Genomic DNA, 15,051 nt, shown 5'->3' on the forward strand with positions numbered 1-15,051 from the left:
AAAACGTATTAATGCACTGCCGCAGGAGTTGTTATGAATTCTGATGTTACCTTTGCTAAGCCTTTTATCAATGCTACGAGCAACGTGCTTAGCACAATGGCTGGCATCACTCCTGTTCCAAGCGCGCCTTTTGTAAAAAAAGACAATATTGCTTGTGGCGATGTCTCTGCAATCATTGGCATCACAGGTGAAAAGCGCGGAAGCATTTCTGTTACATTCACCAAGAAATGCGCTGTTGCTCTTGTTCGCGCAATGTTGGGTGATGATATTCAGGACATTGTCTCAGACACAAAAGATGCTGTCGGCGAAATATGCAACATGATTTCAGGTCAGGCTCGAGTCGGTCTTGCAGACATGGGCTTCAAATTCGACGGTTCAACACCATCTGTCATTATGGGTGACAACCATACACTCAGCCATGTGACTTCCAGCCCTGTTATCGCGGTTCCATTCTCTACCGACCATGGCGACTTTACGCTCGAATTCTGTTTTGGATAATTGTGTTTAAATTACAGTAGAATAGAGCATTTTTAAAGAACACCGCTCGCATCTGAATGCGAGCGTTTTTTATTACACAGCTCCAACGTAGCTATTCATAGTGGTTTCACGGCAAAACAGATTGTTTCACGCTGTTTTTACACACCATTTCCACAGCCATGAACCAAATTTGGGCACCTCATTATTACTTTTTTTTGTAAGCAAACCTGTTGAGATGTCTAACTTCTAAGCTGTAGCATATGACTATTAAGAAAAAGTCTATTGCTAAAAAACTGTCAGCATGAGTATGATTTACTTCTTGCGACTGAGTAATTCAAAACGCTCGTTTAGTTGCATTATTTCATTTATTTTAATTATTTACATGATATGTGATAACGCCTTCACATATCCAGACACACTCTTTTAAGGATAAAAGTATGGCTTCTGCTTGGTCACGTGTTTTTGGTTTTGAACGGGTTAGTCTTTGCGACTGGCCTGGTATGAATGCTAGCGTCATCTTTTTAGGTGGCTGCAACATGCACTGCCCAACTTGCCACAACTTTAATCTAGCCTGGCATAGCGACACCATGAATGTCATTCCACAAAAAGCGATTGAGTCATACCTGACAAAACGCGCGCGCTGGATTGATGGTGTCGTCATTACAGGGGGGGAAGCAACCATCACACCGGGACTTGTTGATCTCATTAAGGATCTTCGCAAGCTTGGCATGCCTGTCAAAATGGACAGCAACGGCATGCGTCCGGACGTGTTGAACCAGTTGCTTGACGAAGATCTTGTTAAGCTTTTTGCAGTAGATGTCAAAGGCCCTTACCAGAAATATCCTGTGCTTACCGGTGGTACTACATCCCCAGCAGAAGCGGAAGAAAACCTCTCCCAGGTTTTCGAGTTAGCCAAACAGTATCCTGACAAGTTCCTGTTCCGCATTACTAAAGTGCCTGTGCTGACAGATGAAGATATTCAGGAAGCTGAGAGCTACCTACCGGACGGTTTTACGCTTAAGCATCAGGAATACGTTCCCCCAAGGAGAGAGCATGCCGAAACAGATTCTGAAGCGCGACGAGTGTCTGGAGACATGGTCGCTTGAGCGAATTGCACACGCAATCCTCAAGGCACTAAAAGCAAGTGGAATTAAAGACCCGCTTCTTTCAAAACGACTTGCCCGGAAAGTTGAAATAAAACTTGGTGTACAAGAAATCGTACCACAGGAATTGGTACAGGACACCATTGAACAAGTTTTGATGGAGTCTCGCCTGTACCATGTTGCAAAGCGGTTTATTATTTACCGCGAGCAGCGCAGACAGTTACGCGAGCACAAAGCCGCGTATCTGGACATTAAAGAGACCATCAACAACTATCTGGATAAAGCAGACTGGCGTGTGAATGAAAACGCAAACATGACCCATTCTTTTCAGGGACTCATGCTCCATCTGTCCGGCACATTACAAGCTAAGTACGCGCTGGAAAAATATCCGGAAGAAGTACGTCTTGCACACGAGCACGGCTATTTCCATATTCACGATCTTTCTTTCGGCCTTGCAGGATACTGCGCAGGCTGGAGTCTGCGAGATCTACTGCTTGAAGGGTTCAACCTAGAAGGTCGTTCGAGTGCAGGACCTGCTCACCACTTTGACGCCGTGCTTGGCCAGATGGTCAACTTCCTCGGAACACTTCAGAATGAATGGGCTGGTGCGCAAGCATTCAACAACGTAGATACATATCTTGCTCCATTCATCAGGCATGACGGTCTTTCGTACAAACAGGTGCGTCAGGCCATGCAGAAATTTATATTCAATCTGAATACCACTTCCCGTTGGGGCGGCCAAAGCCCGTTCACAAACCTTACTTTTGACATAGTTCCACCGAAACATATTGCCAAAGAAGCTATTATCATCGGCGGGGTTCTTCAGGACTCAACGTATGGTGAATATGCTGACGAAATGGCTATGATCAATAAAGCATTCCTCGAAGTTATGCTGCAAGGCGATCATCACGGCCGCATATTCTCTTTCCCGATTCCAACATACAACGTCACCACTGAATTTCCTTGGGAAACAGAAAATGGCGATCTGCTCATGCAGCTGACTGCAAAGTACGGAGTTCCTTACTTCCAGAACTTCATTAACTCCGATCTCGATCCGGAGGACGTTCGCTCCATGTGCTGCCGTTTACAAATGGATCTGCGCGAATTACGCAAAAAGACCGGCGGTCTTTTCGGAGCAGGCGATCTTACCGGCTCTATCGGCGTTGTAACGCTTAATTTGCCTAAGCTGGCATACCTTGCAAACAACGAAGAAGACTTTATTGATCTTATTACTGAATATGCAGAGCTTGCCAAAGACTCCTTAGAGTTTAAACGCAAACTCATTCAGGAAAATCTTGATCGCGGCATGTTCCCTTGGTCCTCCCGGTACCTCAAAAATGGTTTTAAAGCGCACTTCTCCACCATTGGTCTTATTGGCGGCCACGAAGCCTGTCTTAATCTTCTCGGTAAAGGAATCGACACAGAAGGCGGAGTACGGCTCATGCAACGAGTGCTGAACCATCTGCGGCACCTGACATCCGGTTATCAAGAAGAAACAGGCAGTCTCTATAATCTGGAAGCTACCCCAGCAGAAGGAACAAGCTACCGTCTCGCACGTATCGATAAAAAACTGTATGCAGACATCGTAGCTTCCGGCAATGGTACTCCGTACTACACAAATTCGACAGCACTACCCGTAGGCGCAACGGATGATGTTTTTGCAGCACTTGAGCACCAGGACCAGCTGCAACCGCTCTTTACCGGTGGCACCGTATTCCATACCTATCTGGGTGAAGCTGTCGCCGATCACGCAGCATTAAAAAAATTCATTATCAAAGCATTTACTAAAACCAAAATGCCGTACATTTCCATCACCCCGACATTCTCTGTGTGCAAAGACCACGGATACATTGCCGGTGAGCATTTCTCCTGCCCTACATGTAACGCAGATACTGAAGTATACACACGTATCGTCGGATACTATCGACCGATCTCACAGTGGAATAAAGGCAAGCAAATGGAATACGATGACCGCGTTTGCTACAACAGTGCACCAGTTGATTCCGGCACCAAGCCAACTATGGTGGACGAGGCAATTTAGAAAAGAACTTTCATCCGAAGCCGCTTGTAAGCAGAAAATCTGGTTGATTCATTTAACAACCAGCACAAATAAAACTGTTGCCGGCAAAGCCAGCATACGGGGTTTCCCAACCCTTATGGCTTATACCTCATAGCCTTGCAAAACCTATAAGAGGGTGGAGTATACTTACTCCACCCTTTTTTGGGCCTAAAAAAGCACTTTGTAGCCAAAAACATCACGGAAAACCATTAAGACATCCTCTCACATTGTTAACTAACTCTCTCAGAAAATTTTATGAACATTTCTACGAACAAGTTACCGACCCCTGTGCAAAACTTTTCTTCTTCCCTAGTACTAGTACTTTTTTCCAACTGTCTTGTTTTCAAGGTAATTTTGGAAAGACAGTAACGAAAAGCACACCATATTTACTGATATTTTTACGAACATTTTACGAACACCCTGTGCATAACAAAGATAACTGCCTAAAAAAGTAAGGGTGATAAAAAAACAGTATTGCGCAAAAAAAAAGTCCCCGTTGATAAAACAACGGGGACTTACTGAGACTAAGTAAGCTTACTGTTCTTGCGAATAATCGCTTGAAGCAGGCGTGTTAGGGTCGGCTTTAGCAAGATCAAGCGGGTAACCGAGCACCATTGTTTTACGGGCTTCAAAGCCGGTAGCACCCGGATGGGTGTTAATACCAACAACCAAGTCCATGATACCGTCGTTATCCAGGTCAGCGATCTGGTAAGCCATTACGCCGCCTTTAATACGACGAGTTTTCCACTGTAAAGCAAGACCTACGCCATCCCATTGCAGGGAGTGAATTTCACCCTGAGGGAAGAAACGGTAGCGATCAAAGAACTGAGCGGCTACAGAGATAGGCTTGTTAACCAGTACTTCGTATTTTCCATTATGGTCGAGGTCTTCCACAACGAATGGCATCGGAATGTAGTACTTGGACGGAATGAGAAGTTTGTCTTTACCAAGTCCAGGCATTGTGTCGTCATTTTCAATGCTGACAGTACTGCCAGAGTAAGAAACCGCAGAAGAAACCATACGGTCAAACTTAGAGTTAAACACAGCTACTTTTTCGCTATCAGGAAGAAGGACGAGAACTTTATCGCCTTCATCGTCTGGAACCCATACAAAGTTGTACAAGTTTGCTTTCTTAGGAACAGCAACTCGACGGCTGGAAACAACTTCACCGTTTACATAAGCGAGTTCTTCGATTCCCGGTCTAAATACGGTACCACCCTTACGGGTTTTCTGACCGATAAGAGTTGGCAGATAAGTAGGAGGAAGCGGTACAACGTTTACAAGCATTTTCACACTAGGAGCAAACTCCACAAGCTTTCCGCTCTTCATAGTGTAAAAGAATGTTTGAGACGCTTGATCTTTATCCATACCGCTTACAATAAGTTCGGAAACGCCATCACGATCGATATCGGCAGCACGAACAGTAAGCAGATCAAAACGACGCTGAGGCTTAACTTCTGTAAGAGGAACAAGTATGTTCTTTTCAAAATTAAAAACGCGCACAGTGTGCTTATCAAGCAGGACTACTTCGTTTTTCTTGTCACCGGTCAAATCAGCTACAGCCATACCGTGTGCTGCAAAACGCAATGCATTTGAGCGCAGGCGGTTCTCTGAATCATTATTGCCTGCATAACGGAACTGTGGGTTCAGGTATATTTCCTGATTTGCAGAGGTCTGGTTAACCGTGATTGCAGGGTTCATCTGGTTAACACGCTCTTTTGCCTGCGCAACAGCCTGCGCACGCGCATCAGGGCGGTCAAAAACTTCAGTATTAATTGCACCTGCGATGTTCTGCAGGGTAGGAATCATATCATTAAGAGAACTGGAAGCGGAGCGCGGCCAAACATTCCCTTTTTTATCAGCAACACGAACATCCAGAGAAGTCTGGTCGCCAATAATATTTACACTGCCATAAACAAGGTAGTCTGCGCCGGAAGCCGCAAGAGTTTTCTGCGCTTCAGCGTTATTAGCGGGAGTTACAACCCCATCCAGAGCAGATGCATCTACAGGGATGAACTTATCTTTCCAGAATAAACGGGAGCTGAGCATCTGCGGAATCGCACGCTCTAAATAGGTAAATGTCTTAGGTCCGTTCACAGTAAATGGAACAATACCAAAGGTTTTTGCCCCCTCTGCAAACGCTACAGACATGCTTAACATCAGCATAAGCACTGCCAAAATCACAGTGCGCATAACAGATTGCATACTATCTCCTTAAAAAAGTACTTGCCGAACAGCGAATTTGTCCAGCTTAGTCGCAAGGTTACGAGGGAAAGTCGAACTGCAGTGCAACGTACAGCGTGTTTACCAAAGCTTTCCCAAAAGTTCATTGCAGCATATAGATTTTGCTACAATGCCTATATCTGACTTTTTTTGTACGGAATTTTGTTAATCATTCAACAAAAAAACTCGTTTCACTCAGTCAGCTTCACATCCATAATATCACTTGATCGATGAAGCAACCATAAGGTACAGCGGCAAGCAGAATTTTAAAAAAAAATTGGATTGAGCAGGAGACTTTGTGACAGTAACAACCTCATCCCGTTCTTTCAGGCTTGTTTGTACCCCTGAAGAGCGACCACTTGTTGAAGAGCTTTTGCGCGTGCAAGGCTACGACTTTGAACCAGAACCATTTTCTGAATGGTCCCGAAAAATTACCCATGAGCCGAAACCACTGGGTTCCAGCCTCGCGGCATTTTTCGGTCTCATTTACATTCAGGACAGATCTTCAATGCTTCCGCCAGTGGTTTTACATCCAGAAGCCGGAGACGCGGTACTTGATATGTGCGCAAGCCCTGGAAGTAAAACAGGGTTTCTTGCTCAATTAGTCGGCTCAAGTGGTTTTGTACTGGGAAATGAACCCAGCCGAAACCGCCTTGCAACTCTACGCCAGAATCTCTTTACTATGAACTTGCTTCATACTGCCACCTGTTCCTACCCCGGTGAAAGTCTCCCTCTGCCATCCGGCGGATGGAAGAAAATCCAACTCGACCCGCCATGCAGTGGATGGGGGACAGTAAAACGCAATCCAAATGTTCTCAAACTGTGGCAAGGCGATAAAGTTAAGCCACTCATCGGCATTCAGCGCAAACTACTCCAAGAGGCATTTCGTCTTCTTGCCCCTGGCGGCAAAGTCGTCTTCTCAACCTGTACAACTAACGTACAAGAAAACGAAGAACAAGTACGCTTTGCAACAAACGAAATTGGCTTCAAGCTCCAACCAATCACTGCGCCGGAAGGCTTCACTTTTGAGGCACCATACCTTGATGGTTGTGAAGGAACACTCCGCGTTGATCCTGAAAAGTCGGGAGCGCAAGGGTTCTACATTGCCGCCTTCACCAAACCGGAAGACGCAGAAGCACCGGAAGAGTTTGAACCGGGTCTCAAAGCGGATATTATGCCGCGCCGAGCCCTTAGTATGCCGGGCGTGGATACCAGTTTACTTCCGGAAGGGGAACTCGCTCATGTTCGTGAAAACGCCCTCTTCCTGCCACAGTATGCTCTCGACAACTTTCCAGAAACTTTCCGATGGAGAGGGTTCCCGATTGGTAAAATGGCTCGTGGTGAAGTTCGACCGTCACCAAGGTTGCGCGCCCTTATGCCTGAATATGAAGAAGGCAACGGCATTAACCTTGAAGAAACCGAGCCAATCGAACGGTTACTTACCGGTCAATCTATGCAGGTAAAAGCAAAAGGTAAAGAATGCGGCCTATACTTCAAAGGTCTTCGCCTCGGACGTCTCAAAGTTAAGGGCAATCGTGTGCTTTGGAGCGAAAAATAAATTTTTTCCATCTGACTACGACGCACTTACAAGTACGACCTCTATATAAGCCATAGTTATAAACAGAAAAGGGTGGAGCTTTAACTCCTCCCTTTTTTACTACAGTATAGGGGTACCATTTTTACAACAAACCAAAGGGACTCATTCCCAAACAGACTCAGCTATTCAAAATCCTTCCAACCGACCGGCAGCACAAGCATCGGATTATGCTCTGGCGGCAGTTCGAGAAGGTCCATTAGATGTTCTTCTTTAAACGCCCCCACTTCCGTTACCCCAAGTCCTAGAGCTTCAGCTTGCAGATAGCAATTCTGCGCCATGTGGCCTGCTTCAAAAAACGTATAGGCTACGCCGCGTTCACCAAATTTTTGAGAAATACGATCAAATGCTGCTGTTATGACGATGATTGCCGGAGCCTTTGCTATCCAGTCCTGTTCCATACAGACTTCAGCAACTTCTTCGCGCAGATCTCCTTCTTCAACCTCTTCGAGAGAATGTCCGTGAGCGTCATAACGATACACGCCAGGCTCCAGACCTTCCACATTTCCAGCTACAACATAGACTTCCATCGGGTACATTGCTGCCGGAGACGGAACAGTACGCCGATTCCATGGTCCTTCTTCACTAACACCATACGTTGCCCACAGAATTTGCCCGAGGGAATCCGGAGTCAGGGGTTCATCAGCAAATTCTCGGATACTGCGGCGGTTTGCCAATGCCGTCTCAACGGAAATGGGCCCTTCCATGCTTGGTTCTGGAAACTGCATATATATTCTCCTTGCCCACACATCTCGTTACCGTGCATGCGCATTTCATATCTTTATTATTGTTGATTGATACAGTTGATCGAATATTCCTGCAAGAGGCACCTGTAGCAAATCTTATCCCCCCAACAATTTTATCAATTACACACAATGTCGTGATGTATTCTTGACGAGAAGAACTTCGGGGCACCGAGCCATCTATACCACAATTGCTTAATTTCATAACCAAAGTTAGCCAAACAAAAATGCACACACCTGAACCGCAGGTGCTCCCACACAACAGTCCCATCCATCAAATACAACGATTGAGACTGCTGCCCCTTCTAATAGACTAAAAGTACAGGCAAACAGCTTCAAAAAAACTACAAAATTGTAAAAACACGCACATTCTCAAGTTATTGGACCCCAACTTGCTATTCTATGTTTTTCTCCATCATTGGCATTTTTCCATACAGAAACAGGCTAATAGTTTATTTTATTTATTTTTTTAAAATAAAAACATACCCTCTTCTGCATTAACCAATAAACAGTGTTGCGAGAACACGCTCTTTTGAAACGTTACAGTACAAAACTCCATACAGCAGTACTGCTCTAAAAAAAGACAGTAACACTCCGTCAATATTTCACTTTCATCCCAGCATGATGGCGCAAAATGCATAGAAACATTGTTATTTCCCAATATATGTTGTAGTTAAATCCACACAGGAGGGTCGCTCAATTATCTTTACTCATTTGTTTTCAATAGCTGTTTACGTAAATGGCAATTATTGAAAATAAAATATGCAAAGCGCTTCTTTGCATACACCGAGCAACCATATCCTGCGTTTTTACTAAACGGTACGTAATCTTTATTCTCGCCCCCCCCTACGAACATCATTACGCTTACATACTGTTTTATAAGAATAAAATTTTTGCGCTTCTTTTTTGTGTACTTGCTCAAAAAACTACGCGCAAACCAGCATTATTAGCGGCTATCGGCTCTACTATCGCAAAAAAGCTTGACTTAAAAAGGTCTGACAGGTTTTTATTTCGAGCTTTATTATGTTGTTTGGGGTGCTCACTTGTATAACATACGCACGTTAAACAATTTTGTGGTCTCTATTTGTTTTAGGTTGTTAGAAGTATTTCTAGTTTGGAGGTTTTGGATGAAACGTTTGTTAACAGTGCTTGCTCTTGCTGTTGTTTTAGCATTTGCTGCAGCTCCAGCTTCGGCTAAGACTTTGCGCTTAGCAGTTGATGCTGACCCTGTATCACTTGACCCGCATGTGCAGCTTTCAGGCGGCATGCTTCAGTACTCTCACTTAGTATTTGACCCACTCGTGCGCTGGAATCAGGAGATGGGCTTTGACCCACGTCTTGCTACCAAATGGGAACGCATTGACGACAAAACCATGCGTTTTTACCTCCGCAAGGGCGTAAAATTCCATTCTGGCAATGAATTTACTGCTAAAGACGTTGCTTGGACTCTTGACCGCCTCAAGGGATCCATCGACTACAAAGGACTCTTCGAAGTTTTTGAACCTGCTGTTGTAGTGGATGACTACACTTTAGACCTCAAAACAAAAGTTCCTTACCCACTGCTTCTTAACATGGCCACCTACATCTTCCCGATGGACTCCAAGTTCTACTCCGGCAAAGATGAAAATGGTCAGGATAAAGGCGTAATCGGTAAAACTAGTCCTGCATTTGCAAACACACACGCTTCCGGCACTGGGCCTTTCACCGTTGCAGAGCGCGAACAGGGTGTTAAGATGGTTCTCAAAGCCAATCCTAACTACTGGGGTCCTCACGGCAACGTTGACGAAATCGATATGCGTCCTATTAAGAACGAGGCTACCCGTGTTGCTTCAATTCTTTCCGGCGACGTAGATTTCATCATGCCAGTACCTCCACAGGACTACGACCGTCTTGACGCAGCTGAAAACGTTGACCTTATTACCATGCCTGGTACCCGCGTTATTACATTCCAGTTGAACCAGAAACGTAATAAAGCTCTTGCGAACCCTAAAGTTCGTCAGGCAATCGTATACGCTACCAACAACGCTGGTATCGTTAAAAAAATCCTTAAAGGTCGCGGAACAGCTGCTTCCCAGCAGGGCCCTAAAGGCTACCAGGGATACGCTGCAGATCTCAAACCTCGCTACGATCTCAAAAAAGCTAAAGCACTCATGGTAGAAGCCGGCTATCCTGACGGATTTGAAGCAACAATGATTGCTCCAAACAACCGTTACGTTAAAGATGAGCAGATTGCTCAGGCTTTCGTTTCCATGATGGCTCGTATCGGTATCAAAGTTAACCTCAAGACTATGCCTAAAGCACAGTACTGGGATCAGTATGACGCACGCGCAGCTGACATTCAGATGATTGGTTGGCACTCTGACACCGAAGACTCCGCTAACTTTTCTGAGTACCTCGCAGTTTGTCCTAACAAAGAAACTGGCGCTGGCCAGTACAACTCTGGCGAATACTGCAACCCTAAAGTTGATGAGCTTGTAGCTCTTGCCAACTCTGAGACTGACCTCACAAAACGTCGTGCTCAGCTTCAGGAAATCGAACGCATCCTCTACAATGACGCTGCATTCGTACCACTCCACTGGCAGGACCTTTCCTGGGCTGGGGCGAAAAACCTTGAAAACGCTCAGAAGATCGTAAACGTAATGAACTTCCCTTACTTTGGCGATCTTGTAATGAAATAATATCTGTTCGGGGCGGCATCCGCCGCCCCGATTCAATGATGGAAACAAACAGGCATCGCCTGTACTACTCAGTTCTCCGTTACACAGCACGGAACCACATGAACCGACCATAGTGCCGGTTCTCTTAGGTTTTAAGATACTGAGACTTGGATTAACTTATAACCCCTAACACCCCATATGTTTGCTTTTATTGTTCGAAGAGTGGCACAGGCGTTAATCGTCATGTTTGTCATATCCATCATCGGATTCGGTATTAAATATTCGTTCGGTGATCCAATACGTGAAATGGTCGGCATTAACGTTTCCGCTGCAGAGCGTGAAGCGTACCGCGACCAACTAGGCTTGAATGACCCTGTCGTGGTTCAATGGGTGCGGTTTGTTAAACAAGCAGTACATGGCGACCTTGGCCGTTCCTTCTTTTATCGTAAGCCTGCAACTGAAGTAATTCTAAAAAAAGCTCCTGCAACATTGGAACTTGTTATCGCAAGTGCTTTAATTATTGTTATTCTCTCTGTGCCTATCGGCATTTACGCAGCGGTCAACCCTCGCTCATGGCTTTCCAGACTATTCATGGGAGCCAGTATCGTCGGGGTATCTATCCCCGTTTTCCTCACCGCGCTGCTGCTTATATACGTCTTTGCTGTAGAGCTTCATTGGCTTCCTTCCTATGGACGTGGTCCTACTGCAGAACTTTTCCCGGGCTGGGAAAGTAACTTTTTAAGCTGGAAGGCTTTTAGGCACATCATCCTTCCATCTGTAGCACTTTCGTCAATTATGCTTCCACTGTTCATCCGTCTCATCAGAGCAGAAATGGTTGAAGTCTTACAAACAGAGTACGTTAAATTTGCCCATGCAAAAGGTCTTAATCCGACCCGCGTTCTTATGGTGCACGCATTTAAAAACACCCTTCTTCCGGTTATTACCGTGGGTGGCGTACAGCTCGGCATTATGATTGCGTACACTATCCTCACTGAAACAGTATTCCAGTGGCAAGGTATGGGCTTCATGTTCATTGAAGCAGTAGAGCGTTCTGACACAGCTTTACTCGTAGCTTACCTTGTTTTTGTTGGTGTTCTTTTCGTAATTGTGAACACCGTTGTGGATGTTATTTACGGACTGGTTAACCCGATGGTCCGTGTTTCGGGGAGGAAGTAATCCATGCTGCGAAAATTTAAGGATTCATACTTTTGGTATAGCTTCCGCCGTGATCCTGTTGCGGTCGGCAGTTTTATTATTTTACTCATTCTGCTTGCGATGGCTATTTTCGCGCCATTTCTTGCAACACAGAATCCATATGACGGTTCAACAATCGATCTTATGGATGCTGAAACACCCCCAATGTGGACTGCTAACGGGCTAGATACCTTCTGGCTTGGTACTGACGCGCAGGGACGTGATATCTGGTCTACTATTCTATATGGTACCCGTATCTCTCTCCTCATTGGTATTGGTGCAGTTGCATTACAGTCTTTCATGGGAATCATCATCGGCTTAACCGCAGGCTATAAGGGTGGTCGTATCGACTCCTTCCTTATGCGAGTGGCTGATGTTCAGCTTTCTTTTTCATCCTACATGGTTGCTATCTTCTTTGGCGCAATCTTACAGGCTGCACTGGGCGTTTCCCGTTATGCAGATGTAGCTGTTCCATTCCTGATTTTTGTAATCGGGTTCTCTGAATGGCCTCAGTACGCACGTACTGTCCGTGCCTCCGTACTGGCAGAGAAGAAAAAAGAATATGTTGAAGCTGCCCGTGTTATTGGCCTTCCTCCAATGCGCATTATGTTCCGCCATATTCTTCCGAATACCCTGACTCCTGTTCTTGTTATTTCTACAGTACAGGTTGCTAACGCTGTAATGAGTGAAGCTGCACTTTCTTTCCTCGGACTGGGTATGCCTGTTAACCAGCCTTCACTTGGTTCGCTCATTAAATCGGGCTTTGCCTACTTCATGAGTGGCAGCTGGTGGATTACCTTGTTTCCGGGACTCATTCTCGTACTACTGGTACTATCCATCAACCTGCTCGGCGACTGGCTCAGGGACTTCCTGAATCCAAAACTGTACAAGGACTAAGGAACAATGGAACACCTTTTAGATGTAAAAAATATGGTTGTTCAGTTCCGTATGCGCGACATTGCGCTTACGGCTGTAAATGATGTTTCGTTTTCTGTAGATAAAGGCGAACGCCTCGGGCTTGTTGGTGAGTCCGGCGCTGGTAAATCTGTTACCGGCTTCTCCGTGATTAACCAGATTTCCAAACCGGGCTTTATTGCCAGCGGTTCTGTAATGTTCGAAGGTCAGGATCTTGCTCAGATGACTGACAAGCAGCTGCGTTCCGTCCGTGGCAACCGCATTTCAATGATCTTTCAGGACCCGATGATGACGCTCAACCCTGTTCTGACCATTGGCCAGCAGATGATTGAGACTGTGCTTGCACACAGCAACGTGTCAAAAAAAGAAGCTGAAAAAATCGCGCTGGAAAAGCTGCGAAAAGTGTACATTCCTTCACCGGAAAAGCGCTTAAAGCAGTACCCGCACGAATTTTCAGGTGGTATGCGTCAGCGTATTGTTATTGCAATTGCATTGCTGACAGACCCTGCGCTTATTATTGCAGATGAACCTACTACTGCTCTTGATGTAACTATTCAGGCTGAGATCATGGATCTACTTCTCGAACTTTGCGAGAAGGAAAACATGGGCTTAATCCTTATCACACACGACCTCGGTGTTGTATCTCAAGTTACAGAAAAGATTGCTGTTATGTACGCTGGCCGTATTGTGGAAATGGGCTCAACAGACGCCGTCTGTTCTACCCCGTCCCACCCGTACACTCAGGGACTTATTGCAGCACTACCGGACGGCGCTGAAGGTGACCGTCTTAACCAGATTCGTGGCTCTATGCCTAGCCTTACCAACATTCCGACAGGCTGTGCATTCAACAACCGTTGCGACTACTGTAAAGACATCTGTTTTGAAGTAGTACCGGAGCTCGAACGTAAAAAATCCGGCGTCCTTGCTGCCTGTCATGTTGTGGAGTAGGCGATGAGTAATACACCTCTTCTTAAAATTAAAAATCTTGTAAAACACTTTGATATTTCCGGCGGATTACTTGATCAGCTGGGTTTCGAAGATGGCAAGTTCACCCGAAAAAGAACTATTGTTCATGCTGTGAACGATGTGAGCTTTGAAATTCAGAAAGGCGAAACCCTTTCTGTTGTAGGCGAGTCCGGTTGTGGTAAATCGACTCTCGCACGTACCGTTGTAGGTCTGTACGAGCCAACTGGCGGTCAAATATTCTACCGAGGTGAACGAGTGGACAACAAGTCCGGTTCACAACGCAAGAAATTCCGTACCGCAGCTCAGATGATCTTTCAGGACCCGTACGCGTCTTTGAATCCACGTATGAAGGTTGCCCAGATTCTTGAAGAACCTGTTCGCTTCCACTTCCCTGAGTTCAGTGATGCTGAAGTAAAGCAGCGTGTAGCAGACGTAATGGAACAGGTTGGCATTAACCCAGTATGGGGCGCGCGCTATCCGCACGAATTCTCCGGTGGCCAGCGTCAGCGTATTTCCATCGCACGCGCACTTGTTCTTAAGCCTGAATTTATTGTAGCTGACGAGCCTATCTCTGCACTGGACGTATCCATTCAGGCACAGGTTCTTAACCTGATGATGGACTTACAGCGCGACCATAACCTTACATACCTGTTCATCAGCCATGACTTGTCTGTTGTTCAGCATATCTCAAACAGAGTCGCTGTAATGTACTTAGGTTCCCTGTGTGAACTGGCAGACGCAAAAGAGTTGTTTGCCAATCCGCAACACCCGTACACTAAAGCACTTTTGTCTGCGATCCCGCGTATAGGCAAAAAAGGCTTCTCACACATTAAACTTTCCGGCGACGTACCTACCCCGATCAACCTGCCTTCGGGCTGTGTTTTCCATGGTCGTTGTCGGCTTGCTAACCAACGCTGTGTAAATGAAGTACCCCATCCAATAACACTTGATAGTGGTACAATCTGTGCCTGTCATGCTGTTCAGGAAGGCCGCTCTACGACCATGCCGGCATAATAAACAGGAAGAGCCTTGCTCTTCACTGTGTTGTAAAACTAACAAAGCCCGCTCTAAGTATCTTAGAGCGGGCTTTATTCGTTACGTTTAAAAAAACGAACGCCTT

At 45.7% G+C, this 15,051-nt stretch carries 11 protein-coding genes; 9 read left to right on the plus strand and 2 right to left on the minus strand.

Annotated features, from left to right (window positions below; genetic code table 11):
• The first annotated feature begins 33 nt into the window (after positions 1–33).
• The 3 genes from F461_RS0109905 to F461_RS0109915 all read left to right on the plus strand — a co-directional run bounded on the left by F461_RS0109905 (position 34) and on the right by F461_RS0109915 (position 3,621).
• Positions 34–498, plus strand: a complete 465-nt coding sequence (locus tag F461_RS0109905; RefSeq protein WP_020001001.1) for a chemotaxis protein CheX — start codon at positions 34–36, stop codon at positions 496–498.
• 416 nt (positions 499–914) lie between these two features.
• Complete coding sequence (locus F461_RS0109910; protein ID WP_020001002.1) at positions 915–1,583, plus strand: anaerobic ribonucleoside-triphosphate reductase activating protein; 669 nt, start codon at positions 915–917, stop codon at positions 1,581–1,583.
• On the plus strand, positions 1,531–3,621 hold the full coding sequence (locus tag F461_RS0109915; protein ID WP_020001003.1) for a ribonucleoside triphosphate reductase: 2,091 nt from the start codon (positions 1,531–1,533) through the stop codon (positions 3,619–3,621). The genes F461_RS0109910 and F461_RS0109915 overlap by 53 nt, the downstream gene beginning before the upstream one ends.
• A 552-nt stretch (positions 3,622–4,173) precedes the next feature.
• Here the strand turns inward: F461_RS0109915 and F461_RS0109920 are convergent.
• Positions 4,174–5,844, minus strand: a complete 1,671-nt coding sequence (locus F461_RS0109920) for an FG-GAP repeat domain-containing protein (RefSeq protein ID WP_020001004.1) — start codon at positions 5,842–5,844, stop codon at positions 4,174–4,176.
• Positions 5,845–6,160: 316 nt separating this feature from the next.
• Between F461_RS0109920 and F461_RS0109925 the strand changes: the two genes are divergently transcribed.
• Complete coding sequence (locus tag F461_RS0109925) at positions 6,161–7,420, plus strand: RsmB/NOP family class I SAM-dependent RNA methyltransferase (protein WP_020001005.1); 1,260 nt, start codon at positions 6,161–6,163, stop codon at positions 7,418–7,420.
• 161 nt (positions 7,421–7,581) lie between these two features.
• On the opposite strand, the gene F461_RS0109930 is transcribed toward F461_RS0109925, so the two are convergent.
• Positions 7,582–8,184, minus strand: coding sequence for a SagB/ThcOx family dehydrogenase (locus F461_RS0109930; RefSeq protein ID WP_020001006.1), 603 nt, complete (start codon positions 8,182–8,184; stop codon positions 7,582–7,584).
• Between the two features lie 1,142 nt (positions 8,185–9,326).
• On the opposite strand from F461_RS0109930, the gene F461_RS0109935 reads away from it, so the two are divergent.
• The 5 genes from F461_RS0109935 (at position 9,327) to F461_RS0109955 (ending at position 14,945) form a co-directional block, all read left to right on the plus strand.
• Positions 9,327–10,877 (plus strand): ABC transporter substrate-binding protein, encoded by a 1,551-nt coding sequence (locus F461_RS0109935; RefSeq protein ID WP_020001007.1) that lies wholly within the window; start codon positions 9,327–9,329, stop codon positions 10,875–10,877.
• A gap of 177 nt (positions 10,878–11,054) precedes the next feature.
• Positions 11,055–12,032, plus strand: a complete 978-nt coding sequence (locus tag F461_RS0109940; protein ID WP_020001008.1) for an ABC transporter permease — start codon at positions 11,055–11,057, stop codon at positions 12,030–12,032.
• A gap of 3 nt (positions 12,033–12,035) precedes the next feature.
• The gene (locus F461_RS0109945) at positions 12,036–12,947 is read left to right on the plus strand and encodes an ABC transporter permease (protein WP_020001009.1); all 912 of its coding nucleotides are present in this window, start codon (positions 12,036–12,038) and stop codon (positions 12,945–12,947) included.
• Positions 12,948–12,953: 6 nt separating this feature from the next.
• Positions 12,954–13,913 (plus strand): ABC transporter ATP-binding protein, encoded by a 960-nt coding sequence (locus F461_RS0109950; protein ID WP_020001010.1) that lies wholly within the window; start codon positions 12,954–12,956, stop codon positions 13,911–13,913.
• Positions 13,914–13,916: 3 nt separating this feature from the next.
• A complete protein-coding gene (locus tag F461_RS0109955) occupies positions 13,917–14,945 on the plus strand; it encodes an ABC transporter ATP-binding protein (RefSeq protein ID WP_020001011.1) in 1,029 nt (342 codons plus the stop codon).
• The last annotated feature ends 106 nt before the right edge of the window (positions 14,946–15,051 follow it).

This window comes from Halodesulfovibrio aestuarii DSM 17919 = ATCC 29578 (assembly GCF_000384815.1).
Taxonomy (GTDB): Bacteria; Desulfobacterota; Desulfovibrionia; order Desulfovibrionales; family Desulfovibrionaceae; genus Halodesulfovibrio; species Halodesulfovibrio aestuarii.

What these genes read in the sequence shown, in the direction of transcription:
- F461_RS0109930 (WP_020001006.1), bottom strand. Translation starts at nt 8,184, where the DNA reads ATGCAGTTTCCAGAACCAAGCATGGAAGGGCCCATTTCCGTTGAGACG.
- F461_RS0109950 (WP_020001010.1), top strand. Translation starts at nt 12,954, where the DNA reads ATGGAACACCTTTTAGATGTAAAAAATATGGTTGTTCAGTTCCGTATG.
- F461_RS0109935 (WP_020001007.1), top strand. Translation starts at nt 9,327, where the DNA reads ATGAAACGTTTGTTAACAGTGCTTGCTCTTGCTGTTGTTTTAGCATTT.
- F461_RS0109915 (WP_020001003.1), top strand. Translation starts at nt 1,531, where the DNA reads ATGCCGAAACAGATTCTGAAGCGCGACGAGTGTCTGGAGACATGGTCG.
- F461_RS0109955 (WP_020001011.1), top strand. Translation starts at nt 13,917, where the DNA reads ATGAGTAATACACCTCTTCTTAAAATTAAAAATCTTGTAAAACACTTT.
- F461_RS0109905 (WP_020001001.1), top strand. Translation starts at nt 34, where the DNA reads ATGAATTCTGATGTTACCTTTGCTAAGCCTTTTATCAATGCTACGAGC.
- F461_RS0109920 (WP_020001004.1), bottom strand. Translation starts at nt 5,844, where the DNA reads ATGCAATCTGTTATGCGCACTGTGATTTTGGCAGTGCTTATGCTGATG.
- F461_RS0109940 (WP_020001008.1), top strand. Translation starts at nt 11,055, where the DNA reads ATGTTTGCTTTTATTGTTCGAAGAGTGGCACAGGCGTTAATCGTCATG.
- F461_RS0109945 (WP_020001009.1), top strand. Translation starts at nt 12,036, where the DNA reads ATGCTGCGAAAATTTAAGGATTCATACTTTTGGTATAGCTTCCGCCGT.
- F461_RS0109910 (WP_020001002.1), top strand. Translation starts at nt 915, where the DNA reads ATGGCTTCTGCTTGGTCACGTGTTTTTGGTTTTGAACGGGTTAGTCTT.